Raw genomic sequence first — 15,355 nt, forward strand, 5'->3', positions numbered from 1 at the left:
GTGGGCGAATCGGGTTTGGCTTCTATACTCCCAGCCGAACCCACTTTTTTGTACCAGGAGTTGAATCATGGATGAGCAAACACGCGTCAAACCGGCCGAGCCACGTTTCGAGAGCGGGCATTTCCTGCTCATTGCCGGGCTGGGCGGGCGATTTACCCAGGCAACGTCCAAGCAGATCCCCGACCTCTGGGAGAAATTCATTCCCGAGATTGGCAAGATTCCCGGTCAGAAAAGCGAAGTGACCTACGGCATCTGCTGCAATCCCGACGGCATGGGTGGGTTCGAATACATCGCCGGCGTGGAAATCAGCAAACTCGACGACCTGCCCGAGAAGTACCGTTGGGTCGAGGTTCAGCCCCAGCATTACGCGGTGTTCGAGCACAAAGGTTCGCTGGACACCTTGCCCCAGACCTTTCAATACATCTGGAAAACCTGGCTGCCGCAGTCCGGACGCGCGGCGGCGGATGCCCCGGAGTTCGAACGCTACAGCGAGGATTTCAACCCGAAGCTGCACACCGGAACCCTGGAAATCTGGTTGCCGCTCAAGGCCTGAAAACAGCGAGAGGCGGACCCTTCGTCCGCCTCTCGATGGCTTATTTACCCTGTTTCAACCGTCGTGCCCGCAACAGATCGACCGACAACGTGATGAAGCCAAACGTGCTGATGCCCAACAGCATAAGAAGGCCGATTTGAACGCTGCTCATGGTGTGTTCCCCTATGGATGATCAGAGACAGGGAACAGCAATAATCCGAATCGCCGCGCGATGACAGCGCCTATACGCAGGCTTTACGGTGCCGACGGTGATCGATATGAACACCTTATTCCTCTATGATCCCAGGCCTTTCCAACGCTGAAACCGAGCCGCCATGAACACCGTCATCCGCCACGTCATCCCCGCCGATCTGGACCGCTGCTACGCCATCGAAACCGTTGCCTACGAAGGCGACGAAGCCGCCACCCGGGAAAAAATCGCCACCCGCATCGCCACTTGGCCCGATGGTTTTATCGTGGCCGAAGTCGATGGCGTTGTAGCCGGTTTCGTCAATTCCGGTGCGGCGTTTGAAGTCGAAATGTCGGACGAAGCCTTCAAGGAACTGATCGGCCACGACCCGGCCGGCCCGCATGTGGTGATCATGTCGGTGGTGGTGCACCCGGATTATCAGGGGCAAGGTCTGGCGAAACGCCTGATGGCGGAATTCATCGAGCGCATGCGCGGGATGGGCAAGGCCAGCATCCATCTGATGTGCAAGGAACGGCATATCCCGCTGTATGCCGGGTTCGGGTTTGCCTACATCAAGCCGTCGGCGTCGGACCATGGCGGGATGGCGTGGCATGAGATGGTGTTGGAGTTGTAACGGAAGAAAATGAAGAGTTGTAGAAGGTCTTTTAATAGCCTAAATTCAGACCTTGTTGCGGCGTCCGTCCTGCCCAGATGGCGAGTAGAGGAATGAAAGATGCGAGTAGAAACAATCAGTTTTGTTAAGAAAAATGCGGCGGCACTGGATCTTTCCGAGCCAATGCTCGTCACTCAGAACGGCGTTCCGGCTTATGTGATCGAGTCTTACGAAGAGCGTAAGCGACGGGATGAGGCGATCGCGTTGATCAAGCTGCTTTCGTTCTCTTCTCGCGATAAGGAGCAGGGAAAGCTGATTTCTGGCGATGCATTACTCGCCAGGCTGGCGCAGCGGCGTCAATTGCAGCAAGACGATAACGATGCCTGAGGTCTTCAGAGTAGAGTTTGCGACCGCTGCGGAGCATGGGGTCATTTCGTTAGAGCACTATCTGGTGCAGCAATGCGGTCAAAAAAAAGCGGCACAGATGGTTGACCAACTGGTGATGCAGATCGTTACGGCTCTGAGCAGTCAGGCGCTTGTTTATGGTATTTGCCAAGAAGCGGCAAGCCTTGGAGTGACCAATTTTCGTGAGTACCTGCCGATGGGGCAGCGGGTTTTGTATGAAGTGTTCCCAAGTGAAGGCCTGGTCGTAGTGGCTTTGGTTATTGGCCAGCGGCAGAGTATCGAGAAACAACTACTCGACTACTGTCTTTTGCTCTGACAGCTTGTTACATCTCCCAAGGGTTGCCTCAGGCAGCCCTTTTTAGTGGAGGCGCATTTTCCTTCAACAAATCAAAAAACCAACCCCATCCGCCGTTCATAACCAATCCGGCCCTTGTACGCCTCGCCACTGTCGACAAAGCCAAATTTGGCGTACAGCGCGATGGCCGAGTCATTGTCGGCATCCACCGACAATTCCAGCCCTTTGATTTCCGGGAATGCCAGGCGCGCCGCCTCGGGCAGGGCTTGCAGGCAGGCCTTGCCGTAGCCTTTGCCCTGGGAGCGCTGATCAACCTGCAACGCGTGCAGCGTGGCGCTGTGTTCATCGGCCCAGGCCGGCAACGCCGGTGGGCGTTTGAGCAACAGGAACGCGACGGGCGTCTCTTCCACCAGCAAGGCAAAGCCTTTGACGCCGGGGCCGGGTTTGGATAACAAACTGTGCAATGCACCGTGGATGTCACCGGAGAACCGGATCTGTTCTTTGTGGACTTCGATGGCCTCTACCTGTTGGCGCTGCCGGGGGGTCAGGTTTTCGTAAGGCACGAGTAGGGCTGTCACTGGAGTGTCCTTTTCCAACACAAAATGTGTCTCGGATTCTAGCGAGTTTGCGTTCATGGATTATTTTTATTTCGGCTGTCGATTCATCGCCGGGTCGAACGACTAAAGGTGTCTTCACCAAAAAAAACACGGAGATCCCCCATGAACGCGCAATCGCAGATTCATCAACTGATTGAAAGCTACCGTCAGGCCGTCATGTCCAAGGACGTGGAAAAAGTCATGGCGTTGTATGCCGACGACATCGTCTCCTTCGACGCGGTCAAGGCCCTGCAATTCAAGGGCAAAGCGGCGTACCGCGCGCATTGGCTGGCGTGCATGGAAATGTGCCCCGGCCCGCACATTTTCGAGTTCCACGAGATCGACATCACGCCCTCACAAGAGGTGGCCTTCGCGCATTTTCTGGCCCATTGCGGCGGCACCAATGACCAGGGCGAAACCCAGGCTTGCTGGATGCGCGGCACCCAGTGTTATCGGCAAGCGGCGGGGCTGTGGCAGATCGTCCATGAGCATTGGTCGGCACCGTTCGACATGACCAGCGGCGCCGCGTTGTTCGACCTGAAACCCTGATCGTCGGTTTTTTCACGAAAGCGCCAAACAGCAGCCATAGTTGATCAGCCGATCCCGGAGAGCCCCATGAAGTACCTATGCCTGGTTTACAGCAACGAACAGGCGCTGCATTCACTGCCCGACAGCCCTGAGGATGCCGAGTGCATGGCCTATGCCGAGTCGATCCAGGGCAGCGGCCGAATGGTCGCCGCCGAGGCGCTGGAGTCGGTGCAGACCGCTACCACCGTGCGCATGCGCAACGGCAAACTGTCGATCACCGACGGCCCGTTCGCCGAAACCAAGGAGCAGTTGGCCGGCTTCTACCTGATCGATGCCAAGGACCTCAATGAAGCCATCCAGGTTGCCGGCAACATTCCGGCGGCCCGGGTCGGCTGTGTCGAGGTGCGCCCCGTTCGCCAGTTGAATCCCTGAATAAAAAAGACAAACAGGAGAGCTGCATGAGCCCGCAACCGTTGAAAAAACAGCCTGCCCAATTCGAGTTGTCGATCAGCCGTTTGATCGACGCGCCCCGGCAGAAAATCTTCCGCGCCTGGACCGAGCCGGCGTTGCTCGTCCAGTGGTGGGGGCCCCACGGGATGACCACGCCGGAGTGTGAAATGGACCTGTGGGTCGGCGGCCAGTTTCGCACCCTGATGCGCGCCCCGGACGGCAGCGAATACCCGACTATGGGCGTGTTCCTGGAGATCGTCGCGCCGGAGCGGCTGGTGTTTACCGACGCGTTTATCCCCGGCTGGATTCCGTCGGGCAAACCGTTCATGAGCGCCGAGGTGACCCTCGAAGACCAGGGTGGCAAAACCCTCTACACCGCCCGCGCCATGCACTGGGACGAAGAAGATCGCCAGGCCCACGAAGCCATGGGTTTCCATGACGGTTGGGGGCAGAGCCTGGATCGGTTGGTGACGCTGGTGACCGAAGGCATGCCGGACTGATGTCGGCGGAGGCGGTCAAGGCGCGGGTCGAGCAGGTCTATCGCGAAGACTCGCGGCGCATCCTGGCGACGTTGATCCGTTTGCTTGGCGATTTCGACCTCGCCGAAGAGGCCTTGCACGAGGCGTTCTTCGTCGCGGTCGAGCGCTGGCAGCGCGACGGCGTGCCGGACAATCCGCGCACCTGGCTGGTGTCAACCGGGCGCTTCAAGGCCATCGATGTGTTGCGTCGGCGCGCGCGTTTCAACGCCTCGCGACCGTTGCTGGTGGCTCAGTTGGAAGAGCTGGAGCAGGCCGACTGGAGTGATGAAGATTTGGAAGATGATCGCCTGCGGCTGATCTTCACCTGCTGTCACCCGGCCCTCGCGGCGGATGCACAAGTACCGCTGACCCTGCGGGAAGTCTGCGACCTGACCACGGAAGAAATCGCCCGGGCCTTTCTCTCGGCGCCGACCGCCATCGCCCAGCGCATCGTCCGGGCCAAAGCGAAAATTCGCGACGCGAAAATCCCTTATCAAGTGCCGTCCCTGGCGGAATTGCCCGAGCGCCTCGACAGCGTGTTGCGGGTGATTTACCTGGTGTTTAACGAAGGTTATTCGGCGTCAGTCGGCCCCGAACTGACCCGTGAAGATTTGACCCGCGAAGCCATTCGTCTCGGGCGTTTGTTGATGGAGTTGTTGCCCGAACCTGAGGTGATGGGCTTGCTGGCGCTGATGCTGTTGCACGAATCACGACGCCCGGCGCGGACTTCGCCCAGCGGCGAACTGATCCTGCTGGATGAGCAGGACCGCTCGTTGTGGGAAGCCGGGATGATTGCCGAAGGCTGTGCGTTGGTGGAGCGCGCGCTGACGTTGCGACGGTTCGGGCCGTACTGCCTGCAAGCGGCGATTGCGGCGGTGCATGCCGAGGCGCCGACGGCCGGGGAGACCGACTGGCCGCAGATTGTAGGGTTATATGACTTGCTACTGCGGGCGGTGCCGTCGCCGGTGATCGAACTCAACCGCGCGGTGGCGCTGGCCATGCGCGACGGGCCGTTGGCGGGACTGACGGTGGTGGAAGGGATTCTGGCGCGTGGGGCGTTGCAGGATTACCACTTGGCACACTCGGCGCGGGCGGAGTTTTGTCGGCGGTTGGGGCGGGTGGACGAGGCTCGGGAGGCGTATCAGCGGGCGCTGGAATTGACGCGGCTGGAGCCGGAACGGCGGTTTATCGAGGGACGGATCAAGGCGTTGCAGTGATGTGAATTCACTGGCCCCATCGCGAGCAAGCTCGCTCACACAGTGGATCGCTTGTGTACATACGATCTGCGGCACACAGGAGATCAAATGTGGGCTTGCTCGCGAAGGCGCCATCAGGACCTGCGCTGGAGTGTCAGGCCTGCTGCCGGGTCGCGGTCAACACAATCTCGCGAACACACACGTTCTGTGGCTGCTGATACGCATAGGCAATCGCCGACGCCACGTCCTCGGCGCTCAACACCGTGCCGCCCATGTCCTGTTTCCAGGCCTGGTAACCGGTCTTGATCGCTTCATCGGTGGTGTGGCTCAGCAATTCGGTTTCCACTGCGCCCGGGGCAATGGTGATCACCCGCACATTGTGCGGCGACAGTTCTTCGCGCAGGTTTTCCGACAGGCCATGTACCGCGAATTTGGTGCCGACATAAGCCACATGATTCGGGAAGGTCTTGCGCCCGGCCACCGAGCTGATGTTGATGATCGTGCCGTGCTTGCGCTCGACCATCCCGGCCACCACCGCGTGCACGCCGTTGAGCAAACCCTTCACGTTGACGTCGAGCATCTGGTCCCACTGGGCCGGGTCCTGTTTGCTCATCTCGCCCAGCAACATGACGCCGGCATTGTTGATCAAGGCGTCCGCCGGGCCGAATTGCACTTCAGCCTCGGCGACGGCTGCGAGCAGGGCGGCGCGGTCGGTGATGTCGACGCGGCGGCTCAGGGTATTCGGTAACTCCAGCGCTTCCAGGCGTTCAACCCGGCGCGCCAGCAGCAGAAGCGGATGACCGGCAGCGCTCAGCAGGCGTGCGGTCGCTTCGCCAATGCCCGAACTGGCCCCGGTGATGATGATCAATGGCTTGCCCATGGCTCGACTCCTGAAATAAGAAAAACAAATATCTGAACGTGGGGCGCAGTATATTTACCGCCGTACAGGCTGAAAAATGCCTTATTCCTCTGTCTGCTATCGGAATTTCCTATGGATGTCCGTCATCTCAAAGCCTTCCTCGCGGTGTTCGAGGAGCGCAACATCACCTCGGCGGCCCAGCGCTTGTTCATCAGCCAGCCGACCTTGTCCGTGACCATCAAGCAACTCGAAGAAGAAATGGGCGTCGCACTGTTTGTGCGTCAGCCTCGGGGTGTTGAAGTCAGTGACGAAGCACGGGTGCTGTACCCGCAAGCGCGGCGGATGGTGGCCGAAGCCGAGGCCCTGAGCCGTTTGTTTCGTGGCCGGGAAAACCGCGCGCCGCTGACCTTGGGCATCGAAGGTGATATTGCCGACAGCCAGATCGAAGCCTTCGTGCGCATGGCCCATCAGGCCTTGCCCAATTTGTTGCTGACGCTGGAGGAGGGCTGCCACGGTGACGGTCGATTGGCCGTGGAAGAAATGTGCTGCGAGGACGAACTGTTCCTGCCGTTGTGGGAAGAGTCCTATGTGATGGCGCTGCCGGTCGGGCATCCGATGGCCGCGACGGGGGCGGGGCAAACCTGGACGCCGATCGATGACTGGATTACCTGCCCGCAACACCCGTCCCATCAGCGCTTGATGGCGTTGTACGGACGCTCGCCGCAAGCGCTGGCCGGGCATGCCGGCTCGTTGAAACAGGCGCTGCATATGGTGGCCGCCGGGGTCGGTGTGGCGATGTTGCCGCAGTCGTTGGTCAGCGGGCATGAGCGGGTGGTGACCCGGGCCTTGCACCTGCCGGCGCCGACGCGCCGGGTGGGGTTGTGTTACGCGGCGCAGGCGTTGGAGTTGCCGGCGTTGCGGGGGTTGCATGAGTATTTTCAGGTGAATCGGCCGATGGTGATTGAGGCGGCGTGATCAAGTTTTGAAGAGTTGTTGGCCGGGCTGGAGCCTTCGCGAGCAAGCCCGCTCCCACATGGGGTCTGTACCACGCCGAAGATCCCCTTGTGGGAGCGGGCTTGCTCGCGAATGGCGGCACCGCTATTCCAACATCTTGCCGAGCAACCAACTGCCCGCCGGCCCCGGCGGATGCAGGCGCGACCAAAGCGCATCGACATACACCGGTTTTGGCCAGCCCCGCACTTCCAGTTCCACCAGCGACCCGGCGCCAAAGCGCCCCACCAGCCAGCGTGGCAGCGGCGCCCAGCCAAATCCGCCCTGGGCCATTTCCAGCAGCATGATGTAACTCGGCGCCGACCAGACCCGGCCCTTCGCCCGGCTTTCATACGGGTTGACGATGGTCGCCAGACGCAATTCCCGATGCTGTTGCAGCACGGCTTGATCGACCCCGCTGAGCGCCGCCAATGGATGTGTTTGCGCGACAAACAGGGCGATTTCCGTGCGCTCGTCGACGGTCGAACTGACCAGGTCCGGCGGGTAGCTGTCCTGCATTTCGGCGAAGGCAACATGGGCCCGACCCCGTTGCACCAACGCCACCAAGTCATCGCATTCAGCGATCAGGCATTCGAGTTCCAGGTCGGGATAACGCTGTTCGAACGCACTGAGGGCGGCTTCGAAACGGTCGGATTGATAAGTGTCGGAGATTGCCACGGTCAACTTCGGCTCAGTGCCTTGGGACAGTTGACTGGCGGCCATTTCCAGGCGACTGGTGGCGGCGAGGATGTCCTCGGCCCGTTGCAGCATCACATGCCCGGCGGCGGTCAGGCTCGGCTTGCGGCTGCTGCGGTCGAACAGCGTCAGGTTGAGGTCGATCTCCAGGCTGGCCACCGCCGCACTGATGGTCGACTGACTGCGCCCGAGTTTACGCGCCGCCGCCGAAAACGAACCTTGGGTCGCGGCTTCGACAAACGCCAGCAACACTTCGTGAGAGGCCATGAACTATCGCCTTGATCGATGGTTATTGGTTAGGAAGTATCGGTGTGCCGGCGGATCATCGCAACCACCGTCACTCAGGGAGTCTGGCCATGAACGCCAACAAATCCATTACTGAACGTATTTGCCAGGCCATCGGTTTCGAACTGCTGGCCGTATTGATCTGCACCCCGCTGTTGGCCTGGGTCATGGACAAACCGATGCTGGAAATGGGCGTCGCCACCGTGGCCATCGCCGCCCTGGCCCTGGCCTGGAACGTGGTCTTCAACAGGTTTTTCGACCGCTTGCTCAAGCGCTACACCATTGTGCGCAACGCTTGGGTCCGGGTGGTGCATGCGCTGTTGTTCGAGGGAGGCCTGATCGTGATGGGCGTGCCGCTGATTGCCTGGTGGTTGAGCATCAGCCTGTGGCAGGCGTTCTTGCTGGATATCGGGGTGTTGCTGTTCTTTCTGCCGTACACCTATGTTTACCACTGGGGGTATGACGTGGTGCGGGAGCGGTTGGTTTTGCGCAATTCTTGCGAAGGGTAAACGCAAAAGATCGCAGCCTTCGGCAGCTCCTACATTGACCGCGTGAAAACCCGATCCTGTAGGAGCTGCCGAAGGCTGCGATCTCTTGATCCTGGCGATTTACTTACAAAAACATCCCGCCCGACGCTTCCACCCGCTGGCCGTTGATCCATTGGCCACCCGGCGACAACAGCAGCGCAATCGCGCCACCAATGTCGTCCGGCTGACCGGCGCGGCCCAGGGCGGTATTGCTCGCGACCATCTGATTCACCGCGTTGTTATCGCGCACGGCGCCACCGCCAAAATCGGTCTCGATGGCGCCCGGTGCCAGGACATTCACCGCAATCCCGCGATCACCCAGCTCCTTGGCCTGATAACGGGTCAGCACTTCCATCGCGCCTTTCATCGCCGCATAGGCGCCGTAACCCGGCAGGCTGAAACGGGCCAGACCGCTGGAGATATTGAGGATGCGACCGCCGTCATTCATCAATGGCAGCAAGGTCTGTGTGAGGAAAAACGGCCCCTTCAAATGAATGTTCATCAGCAAATCAAACTGCGCCACGGTGGTGTCGACGAAATTGGCGTGCACGCCCACTCCGGCGTTATTGACCAGAAAATCGAAGCGCGGGCGATCAAAGTGCTGGTTCAACACTTTGGCGACTTCACCGCTGAACGCGGCGAAGCCTTCACTCTGGCCAACGTCGAGTTGCAGCATCGCAGCGCGGCCGCCCAAGCTTTCTATTTCAGCGACCAGTGCCTGGGCTTCATCGGCGCGGCTGTTGTAGGTGCCGATGATGTCGATGCCTTGGGCCGCCAAGTGCAGGGCAGTGCTTTTGCCGAGGCCGCGGCTGGCGCCGGTGATCAATGCGATTTTGCGATTCATGGTGTTTCCTCAAGCAGTGAGTGACTGATGGAGGAAGTTTATTTATCCGGCCTGTAGTGATAAACAGAGGTAAATCGGAATCACTGGTCGGTTAAGCCGAACAATACAGGTCATCCCCATGAACAAACTGGAACTGCTGCGCACTTTCGTCCGCGTCAGCGAAATGTCGAGTTTTACCCTCGCCGGCGAAAGCCTCGGCTTGCCGCGCTCCACGGTGTCCGAACACGTTCAGGCATTGGAAAGTCTGCTGGGCACGCGCCTGCTGCAACGCACCACGCGCAAGGTCCAGGCGACTCAGGACGGGTTGGTGCTGTACGAGCGCAGCAAGGATTTGCTCTCGCACATGGATGAAATCGAAGGGTTGTTCAAACAGGACGAAGCCTCCCTGGCCGGGCGGATTCGCATCGACCTGCCAAGCATCATGGCCCGGCGATTTGTCATGCCGCGCCTGCCGGAGTTCATGGCCAGGCATCCGCATCTGGAACTGGAAATCAGCAGCACCGACCGCCGGGTCGATGTGCTCAGTGAAGGTTTTGATTGCGTGGTGCGGGTCGGGGCGCAGCCGGATCAGTCGGTGGTGGCCCGACACTTGTGCGACTTCGCCATGGTCAACTGCGCCAGCCCGGCCTACTTGCAACGCTTCGGCGTGCCGCAAACCATCGAAGACCTGGCGCAGCATCGGCTGGTGCATTACGTCGGCGTGCTGGGTTCGCGTTCGGAGGGGTTTGAGTATGAGGCGGCGGGCAAGCTGCACCGTGTGGCGATGGCCGGCAGTATCACGGTGAACAACAGCGATGGTTATGAGTCAGCGTGCCTGGGCGGCTTCGGCTTGATCCAGGCGCCACGGGTGGGCATGCAACCGTATTTGCAAAGCGGTGAACTGGTGGCGGTGTTGCCGCAGTTCAACGCGCCGTCGATGGAAGTGTCGCTGCTGTATGCACGGCAGCGGCATTTGCCGTTGCGGGTGAGGGCGTTCATGGAGTGGCTGGCCCTCATCATCCCGGCCACCCACTAGCCCGTAGGAGCAAGGCTTGTCCGCGATGGCGTTCTTGAGATCGCTATCGCGGGCAAGCCTTGCTCCTACAGGTCCGGGGTCGGTCAGAAGAGTTTGGTGAACAACCAGTACAAGCTGCCCGACAACAGAATCGCCGCCGGCAAGGTCAGCACCCAGGCCATCAGCAGGTTGCGGATGGTCTTCATCTGCAAGCCGCCGCCGTTGGCGACCATGCTCCCGGCCACCCCCGAGGACAGTACGTGGGTGGTGGAGACCGGCAAGCCAAACATGTCGGCGGCGCCGATGGTCAGCATGGCCACGGTTTCCGCCGACGCGCCTTGGGCGTAGGTCAGGTGGGTCTTGCCGATTTTTTCCCCGACGGTCACCACGATGCGCTTCCAGCCGACCATGGTGCCCAGCCCCAGCGCTATGGCCACGGCGATCTTGACCCACAGCGGAATGAAGCGCGTGGAGTTGTCGATCTGCTGTTTGAACAGTTGCAGCTTGTCGCTGGTGTCGGCGTCGAAGTTGCCGACCTTGTTCTTGTCCATCAGGCGAATGGTTTCGCTGGTCAGGTACATGTCGTTACGCACGTTGCCCACGGCTTCGGCCGGGACTTTCGACAGCGAGCCATAACCCTTCACTTCGTTACCAATGTTGCCGGCGAGCGCGGCGAGGGCCGGGACCAATTGCGGCGTGGCTTCCTTGCTGCGCACGTAATCGGACAGCACTGCACGCGGGTCGGCCGGTGCCGGCAGCGGCGTGGTTTTCACCAGCGCTTGCTGGGTAACTTCGGCCACGGCGGCGAACTGCAACGCCTGATCGGCCGGCATGGTGCGGTTCAGCGCATACGCCATCGGCAGGGTGCCCACCAGAATCAACATGATCAGGCCCATGCCTTTCTGCCCGTCGTTGGAACCGTGGGCGAAGGACACGCCGGTGCAGGTCAGGATCAGCAGACCGCGAATCCACCACGGTGGCGGCGCATCGCCTTCCGGTGCCTTGTACAGCGCACGGTTCTTGACGAAGGCGCGCAACGCCAGCAGCAACAGCGCGGCAAAGCCGAAGCCCACCAGCGGCGAGAGCAACAGGGCGTAACCGATCTTGGTGGCCTGGGCCCAATCCACACCGCTGGTGCCGTCGCGGCCGTGCATCAGGGCATTGGCGACGCCGACGCCGATGATCGAACCGATCAAGGTGTGCGACGACGAGGCCGGCAAGCCGAGCCACCAGGTGCCGAGGTTCCACAGGATCGCGGCGATCAACAAGGCGAAGATCATGGCGAAACCGGCAGAGGAGCCGACTTGCAGAATCAGCTCTACGGGCAGCAACGCGATGATCCCGAACGCCACCGCGCCGCTCGACAGCAACACGCCGAGGAAGTTGAAGAACCCGGACCAGGCCACCGCAAAGTTCGGTGGCAGCGAGTTGGTGTAAATCACCGTGGCCACGGCGTTGGCGGTGTCGTGGAAGCCGTTGACGAATTCAAAACCGAGGGCGATCACCAGCGCCACGCCGAGCAGCAGGAACGGGGTCCAGGTGGTGACCACGGTGCCGAGTTCGTGCATGTCGTGCATCAGGCTGTAGGCGGTGAACAACAAACCGCTGGCCAGCACGCCGAAGAAAATCACCAGGGTAAACAGGCCGGGTTTTTTATCGAGCTGCGGTCTGGCGCTGCGGGCGGGCGCCTGAGCAGCAGACAAAGAAGGAGTAGCCATCACGGACAATCCTGAGGAGGGAAGGAGTGTTGCCCATGATCGTTTCAAAATATGACAGAGAGACTGCGGTGGGTCAGTGTTTGGGGTTTTTGTTTATCCGTTGATCAGGAAGCGGAAAGATCGCAGCCTTCGGCAGCTCCTACGGGGGGAATGTGTGCACCTGTAGGAGCTGCCGAAGGCTGCGATCTTTTGATCTTAATAATCCTGGCGTTTACGAAACGCCCAACGCCCCGCCAGCACGGTAAACGTCGCCACTAACGCCACCAGAATCCAGAACCCTTCCGGGTCGCCCGCCAGTGGAATCCCGCCCACGTTCATGCCGAAAAAACCGGCAATGATGTTGATCGGCAGTGCCAGCACCGTCACCACCGTCAGGGTGAACAGCGTGCGGTTGCTCTGTTCGTTGAGGTTGGCGGCGATCTCTTCCTGCAACAGCTTGATCCGTTCGCCGAGGGCCGTGAGGTCGTTGATGATCAGCGCAAACTCCTCAGTGGATTTGCGCAGCTCCTTGACGTCTTCCTTCTGCAACCATTGCGGCGGCCGATTGAGCAGGCGCAGCAACGACCCCGGCTCCAGCGCCAGCAAGCGTTGCAAACGCACCAGCACCCGACGATTGGCGCCCAGTTCGGCGCGGTTGGTCGACAGGCGCGAGGACAGCAATTCATCTTCGATCTGATCGACACTCTGGCTGGTCTTGCGCACGATCTGCGTCAGCACTTCGCCCTGATCGCGCAACAGGTGCACCAGCAATTCCAGCGGCGAACGAAAACATTCACCGGCCTTCACTGAGGAGCGCAACTTGTCCACCGAGTGCAGCGGTTGCAGGCGCGCGCTGATGATCAACTTGCTGCGGGCGCACACCCACAATGTCGAAACGTCCGACGAAACCATGCTGCTGAGGTTGAACACCACGTCGTTGACCACCGCCAGCAACGCCGAATCGACGTGCTCGATACGCGTCGAACGCGAACCTTCATGCAGCGCCTCGAAAAACTCCTCGGGCAATTCCAGATGACTTTTCATCCAGCGCTCACACGCCGCGTGGGCCAGGTTGAGGTGCAGCCAGAGGAATTCATCGCTGTCCTCGCTCTGTTGCAAACAGCGCAACGCCTCGGCGGAATCGATCTCCCGGCCGCGCTCACCCGGACGAAAACGGAAGCCGTAAAGCAGGCCGAACAAGTCAGTGTCGCGATGGGTGTTATCGATGCTGTGGTTCATGAGGTCTCGCTGAGAGGAAGCGCCTGTCGCGGGTTTCACAGGTTCACTTGAGCCGCATCATCGCAAGGAGTTTTGACAGTTTTGTGACAGTCGTGTGGCGCGCAAACGTGTGCGTTACCGATGGTCGGAAATGATTCAAGAACCGCTCTGGCACGCCGATGACGCAGGTGTTAGGTTGCGCGGCTCTGGCCACGAGCCGGATCGCAGACAGGGAAGTTTGGACGTCTTTCACGCCCAATCAGGCGTGCCTTTTTCCTGTCATGAGTATCACTCGATGCTGCAAAAATCCCTGAGAGCCCAAATCCTCGCATTGCTCGGCGGCAGCCTGTTGGCGATATTGCTGATCGCGTTGGCCTGCTTTCACTTCCTGTCCAGCGGCGTGCAAAACTACGCCAACCTGATCGACGGTCCGCTGCGCACGTCGCAATTGATCGATGAAGCCAACCTGCAATTCAAGGTGCAGGTTCAGGAATGGAAAAACGTCCTGCTGCGCGGCAAGCAGCCGGCGGACCTGGACAAATACTGGAAGCAATTCGAAGACCGTCAGCGTGACGTGCAGGGCATTCTCGGCGAACTGGCCGGGCAGAAAGGCCTGGATGCCCAGCTCAAGACCCGCATCGAGCGGCTGCGTGACGAACACCGTCAGTTGGGCAGCGCCTACCTGAAAGGTCGCGATGCCTACGTCGCCGCTGGTGCCGACCCCACCGCCGGCGACACCGCCGTGAAAGGCGTGGACCGCGCCACCAGCGATCAGATGAGCGAACTGGTCGGCGAACTGCGCAAGCAGGGTACCGAACAATCGGCACAGATCAGCGCCAGCGCCGAGCGCACCGTGTTGCTGGGGATCGTCGTGATGCTCGCTTCAGGTCTGTTGATCGGCTTGTTGAGCCTGTGGCTGATCAACCGCAACCTGGTTGATCCGATTCGCAAACTGATCGACTACGTCGCACAACTGAGCCAGGGCAAATTTGCCGAGCGCGTGGCCAGCGACCGTGAAGATGAACTGGGCAAACTGGCGATGGCGGCTAACACCTTGCGCGATTTCCTGGCTGAAACCTTCACCCGTTTGCAGCGCAGCGCGTCGGATCTGGACAGCGCCAGCGGCGAACTGAATTCCATCGCCACGCTGATGGCCGGCGGTACCAACGAACAGTTCAACCGCACCGATCAGGTGGCCACGGCGATGAACGAAATGTCCGCCACCGCCCAGGAAGTGGCGCGTCATGCCGCCGACGCGGCGCGTGCCGCCGATGATGCCGACCAGTCCGCCCAGCAGGGCGAAAAGGTCATGCAGGGCACCATTCACACCATCACTCAAATGCGCGGCGAGATCTCCAACACTGCCACCGTGATCCGTCGTCTGGAAACCGACAGCGGACGCATCGGCAAAGTGCTGGAAGTGATTCGCGGCATCGCCGAGCAAACCAACTTGCTAGCGCTCAACGCTGCCATCGAAGCGGCTCGCGCCGGTGAAGCCGGGCGTGGTTTTGCGGTCGTGGCCGACGAAGTCCGCAGCCTGGCCCAGCGCACGGCGGCGTCGATCATCGAGATCAACCAGATCATCCAGACCGTGCAAACCGGTGCGGTGGACGCCGCCCAGGCGATTGAAAGCGGCCAGTCCCGCAGCGAGGAAAGTGTCGCCCAAGTGACCGAGGCCGGCGCCATGCTGGAGCGCATCACCCATGCCGTGGAAGCCATCCGCGACATGAACCGCCAGATCGCCACCGCCGCCGAAGAGCAAACCTCGGTGGCCGAAGACATTTCGCGCAACCTGACCGAAATCACCAGCATTGCCAGCACCAATCTGGACAACGTGCAGCGCACCGAAGCGGCGAGCCGCAACCTGCACGGCTTGTCGGGGCAGTTGAATGAAGTGACGTCGCGCCTCAGCGCCTGAGGCA

The 15,355-nt window shown here is 60.5% G+C and carries 18 protein-coding genes; 12 read left to right on the plus strand and 6 right to left on the minus strand.

Translation table 11 applies throughout. The annotated features are described in order from the left end of the window. The first annotated feature begins 67 nt into the window (after positions 1–67). From V5E99_RS08110 to V5E99_RS08125, 4 genes are all read left to right on the plus strand, one after another. Positions 68–553 (plus strand): GyrI-like domain-containing protein, encoded by a 486-nt coding sequence (locus tag V5E99_RS08110; RefSeq protein WP_499801973.1) that lies wholly within the window; start codon positions 68–70, stop codon positions 551–553. A 314-nt stretch (positions 554–867) separates the two neighbouring features. Then, complete coding sequence (locus V5E99_RS08115; protein ID WP_499801974.1) at positions 868–1,356, plus strand: GNAT family N-acetyltransferase; 489 nt, start codon at positions 868–870, stop codon at positions 1,354–1,356. A gap of 99 nt (positions 1,357–1,455) precedes the next feature. After that, on the plus strand, positions 1,456–1,722 hold the full coding sequence (locus V5E99_RS08120; protein ID WP_499801975.1) for a hypothetical protein: 267 nt from the start codon (positions 1,456–1,458) through the stop codon (positions 1,720–1,722). After that, on the plus strand, positions 1,715–2,056 hold the full coding sequence (locus V5E99_RS08125) for a hypothetical protein (RefSeq protein ID WP_499801976.1): 342 nt from the start codon (positions 1,715–1,717) through the stop codon (positions 2,054–2,056). The genes V5E99_RS08120 and V5E99_RS08125 overlap by 8 nt, the downstream gene beginning before the upstream one ends. Positions 2,057–2,127: 71 nt before the next feature. On the opposite strand, the gene V5E99_RS08130 is transcribed toward V5E99_RS08125, so the two are convergent. Beyond that, positions 2,128–2,613, minus strand: a complete 486-nt coding sequence (locus V5E99_RS08130; RefSeq protein ID WP_499801977.1) for a GNAT family N-acetyltransferase — start codon at positions 2,611–2,613, stop codon at positions 2,128–2,130. A 141-nt stretch (positions 2,614–2,754) separates the two neighbouring features. On the opposite strand from V5E99_RS08130, the gene V5E99_RS08135 reads away from it, so the two are divergent. The 4 genes from V5E99_RS08135 to V5E99_RS08150 all read left to right on the plus strand — a co-directional run bounded on the left by V5E99_RS08135 (position 2,755) and on the right by V5E99_RS08150 (position 5,344). After that, positions 2,755–3,180, plus strand: coding sequence for a YybH family protein (locus tag V5E99_RS08135; RefSeq protein WP_499801978.1), 426 nt, complete (start codon positions 2,755–2,757; stop codon positions 3,178–3,180). Between the two features lie 66 nt (positions 3,181–3,246). Next, positions 3,247–3,591: a YciI family protein gene (locus V5E99_RS08140; RefSeq protein ID WP_499801979.1), complete on the plus strand. Its 345-nt coding sequence runs from the start codon at positions 3,247–3,249 to the stop codon at positions 3,589–3,591. A 26-nt stretch (positions 3,592–3,617) separates the two neighbouring features. Further along, a complete protein-coding gene (locus V5E99_RS08145) occupies positions 3,618–4,109 on the plus strand; it encodes an SRPBCC family protein (protein WP_499801980.1) in 492 nt (163 codons plus the stop codon). Beyond that, a complete protein-coding gene (locus tag V5E99_RS08150; RefSeq protein WP_499801981.1) occupies positions 4,109–5,344 on the plus strand; it encodes an RNA polymerase sigma factor in 1,236 nt (411 codons plus the stop codon). The genes V5E99_RS08145 and V5E99_RS08150 overlap by 1 nt, the downstream gene beginning before the upstream one ends. Positions 5,345–5,477: 133 nt before the next feature. On the opposite strand, the gene V5E99_RS08155 is transcribed toward V5E99_RS08150, so the two are convergent. Continuing rightward, positions 5,478–6,203, minus strand: coding sequence for an SDR family oxidoreductase (locus V5E99_RS08155; RefSeq protein ID WP_499801982.1), 726 nt, complete (start codon positions 6,201–6,203; stop codon positions 5,478–5,480). A gap of 111 nt (positions 6,204–6,314) precedes the next feature. Here V5E99_RS08155 and V5E99_RS08160 point away from each other — a divergent pair, with 111 nt between their 5' ends. Further along, positions 6,315–7,157, plus strand: a complete 843-nt coding sequence (locus V5E99_RS08160; protein WP_499801983.1) for a LysR family transcriptional regulator — start codon at positions 6,315–6,317, stop codon at positions 7,155–7,157. Between the two features lie 123 nt (positions 7,158–7,280). Here V5E99_RS08160 and V5E99_RS08165 read toward each other — a convergent pair whose 3' ends face one another. Beyond that, positions 7,281–8,135, minus strand: a complete 855-nt coding sequence (locus V5E99_RS08165) for a LysR family transcriptional regulator (protein WP_499801984.1) — start codon at positions 8,133–8,135, stop codon at positions 7,281–7,283. 89 nt (positions 8,136–8,224) lie between these two features. On the opposite strand from V5E99_RS08165, the gene V5E99_RS08170 reads away from it, so the two are divergent. Next, positions 8,225–8,662, plus strand: a complete 438-nt coding sequence (locus V5E99_RS08170) for a multidrug/biocide efflux PACE transporter (protein ID WP_499801985.1) — start codon at positions 8,225–8,227, stop codon at positions 8,660–8,662. Between the two features lie 103 nt (positions 8,663–8,765). Here V5E99_RS08170 and V5E99_RS08175 read toward each other — a convergent pair whose 3' ends face one another. Continuing rightward, positions 8,766–9,524, minus strand: coding sequence for an SDR family NAD(P)-dependent oxidoreductase (locus V5E99_RS08175; protein ID WP_499801986.1), 759 nt, complete (start codon positions 9,522–9,524; stop codon positions 8,766–8,768). A gap of 118 nt (positions 9,525–9,642) precedes the next feature. Here V5E99_RS08175 and V5E99_RS08180 point away from each other — a divergent pair, with 118 nt between their 5' ends. Beyond that, positions 9,643–10,539 carry a LysR family transcriptional regulator gene (locus V5E99_RS08180; protein ID WP_499801987.1) on the plus strand — a complete coding sequence of 299 codons (897 nt, stop codon included), beginning with the start codon at positions 9,643–9,645 and terminating at the stop codon, positions 10,537–10,539. Between the two features lie 83 nt (positions 10,540–10,622). On the opposite strand, the gene V5E99_RS08185 is transcribed toward V5E99_RS08180, so the two are convergent. Continuing rightward, a complete protein-coding gene (locus tag V5E99_RS08185) occupies positions 10,623–12,236 on the minus strand; it encodes an inorganic phosphate transporter (RefSeq protein WP_499801988.1) in 1,614 nt (537 codons plus the stop codon). Positions 12,237–12,431: 195 nt separating this feature from the next. After that, positions 12,432–13,454, minus strand: a complete 1,023-nt coding sequence (locus V5E99_RS08190) for a transporter (protein WP_499801989.1) — start codon at positions 13,452–13,454, stop codon at positions 12,432–12,434. Between the two features lie 274 nt (positions 13,455–13,728). On the opposite strand from V5E99_RS08190, the gene V5E99_RS08195 reads away from it, so the two are divergent. Continuing rightward, positions 13,729–15,351 carry a methyl-accepting chemotaxis protein gene (locus V5E99_RS08195; protein ID WP_499801990.1) on the plus strand — a complete coding sequence of 541 codons (1,623 nt, stop codon included), beginning with the start codon at positions 13,729–13,731 and terminating at the stop codon, positions 15,349–15,351. The last annotated feature ends 4 nt before the right edge of the window (positions 15,352–15,355 follow it).

Origin of the sequence: Janthinobacterium sp. LPB2021202312-11-4 (genome assembly GCF_037049705.1) — a bacterium.
Lineage (GTDB): Bacteria > Pseudomonadota > Gammaproteobacteria > Pseudomonadales > Pseudomonadaceae > Aquipseudomonas.

Coding starts and splice junctions, on each gene's coding strand:
- V5E99_RS08115 (WP_499801974.1), top strand. CDS start 868: ATGAACACCGTCATCCGCCACGTCATCCCCGCCGATCTGGACCGCTGC.
- V5E99_RS08160 (WP_499801983.1), top strand. CDS start 6,315: ATGGATGTCCGTCATCTCAAAGCCTTCCTCGCGGTGTTCGAGGAGCGC.
- V5E99_RS08145 (WP_499801980.1), top strand. CDS start 3,618: ATGAGCCCGCAACCGTTGAAAAAACAGCCTGCCCAATTCGAGTTGTCG.
- V5E99_RS08190 (WP_499801989.1), bottom strand. CDS start 13,454: ATGAACCACAGCATCGATAACACCCATCGCGACACTGACTTGTTCGGC.
- V5E99_RS08180 (WP_499801987.1), top strand. CDS start 9,643: ATGAACAAACTGGAACTGCTGCGCACTTTCGTCCGCGTCAGCGAAATG.
- V5E99_RS08135 (WP_499801978.1), top strand. CDS start 2,755: ATGAACGCGCAATCGCAGATTCATCAACTGATTGAAAGCTACCGTCAG.
- V5E99_RS08140 (WP_499801979.1), top strand. CDS start 3,247: ATGAAGTACCTATGCCTGGTTTACAGCAACGAACAGGCGCTGCATTCA.
- V5E99_RS08120 (WP_499801975.1), top strand. CDS start 1,456: ATGCGAGTAGAAACAATCAGTTTTGTTAAGAAAAATGCGGCGGCACTG.
- V5E99_RS08195 (WP_499801990.1), top strand. CDS start 13,729: ATGCTGCAAAAATCCCTGAGAGCCCAAATCCTCGCATTGCTCGGCGGC.
- V5E99_RS08170 (WP_499801985.1), top strand. CDS start 8,225: ATGAACGCCAACAAATCCATTACTGAACGTATTTGCCAGGCCATCGGT.
- V5E99_RS08175 (WP_499801986.1), bottom strand. CDS start 9,524: ATGAATCGCAAAATCGCATTGATCACCGGCGCCAGCCGCGGCCTCGGC.
- V5E99_RS08185 (WP_499801988.1), bottom strand. CDS start 12,236: ATGGCTACTCCTTCTTTGTCTGCTGCTCAGGCGCCCGCCCGCAGCGCC.
- V5E99_RS08155 (WP_499801982.1), bottom strand. CDS start 6,203: ATGGGCAAGCCATTGATCATCATCACCGGGGCCAGTTCGGGCATTGGC.
- V5E99_RS08165 (WP_499801984.1), bottom strand. CDS start 8,135: ATGGCCTCTCACGAAGTGTTGCTGGCGTTTGTCGAAGCCGCGACCCAA.
- V5E99_RS08125 (WP_499801976.1), top strand. CDS start 1,715: ATGCCTGAGGTCTTCAGAGTAGAGTTTGCGACCGCTGCGGAGCATGGG.
- V5E99_RS08150 (WP_499801981.1), top strand. CDS start 4,109: ATGTCGGCGGAGGCGGTCAAGGCGCGGGTCGAGCAGGTCTATCGCGAA.
- V5E99_RS08110 (WP_499801973.1), top strand. CDS start 68: ATGGATGAGCAAACACGCGTCAAACCGGCCGAGCCACGTTTCGAGAGC.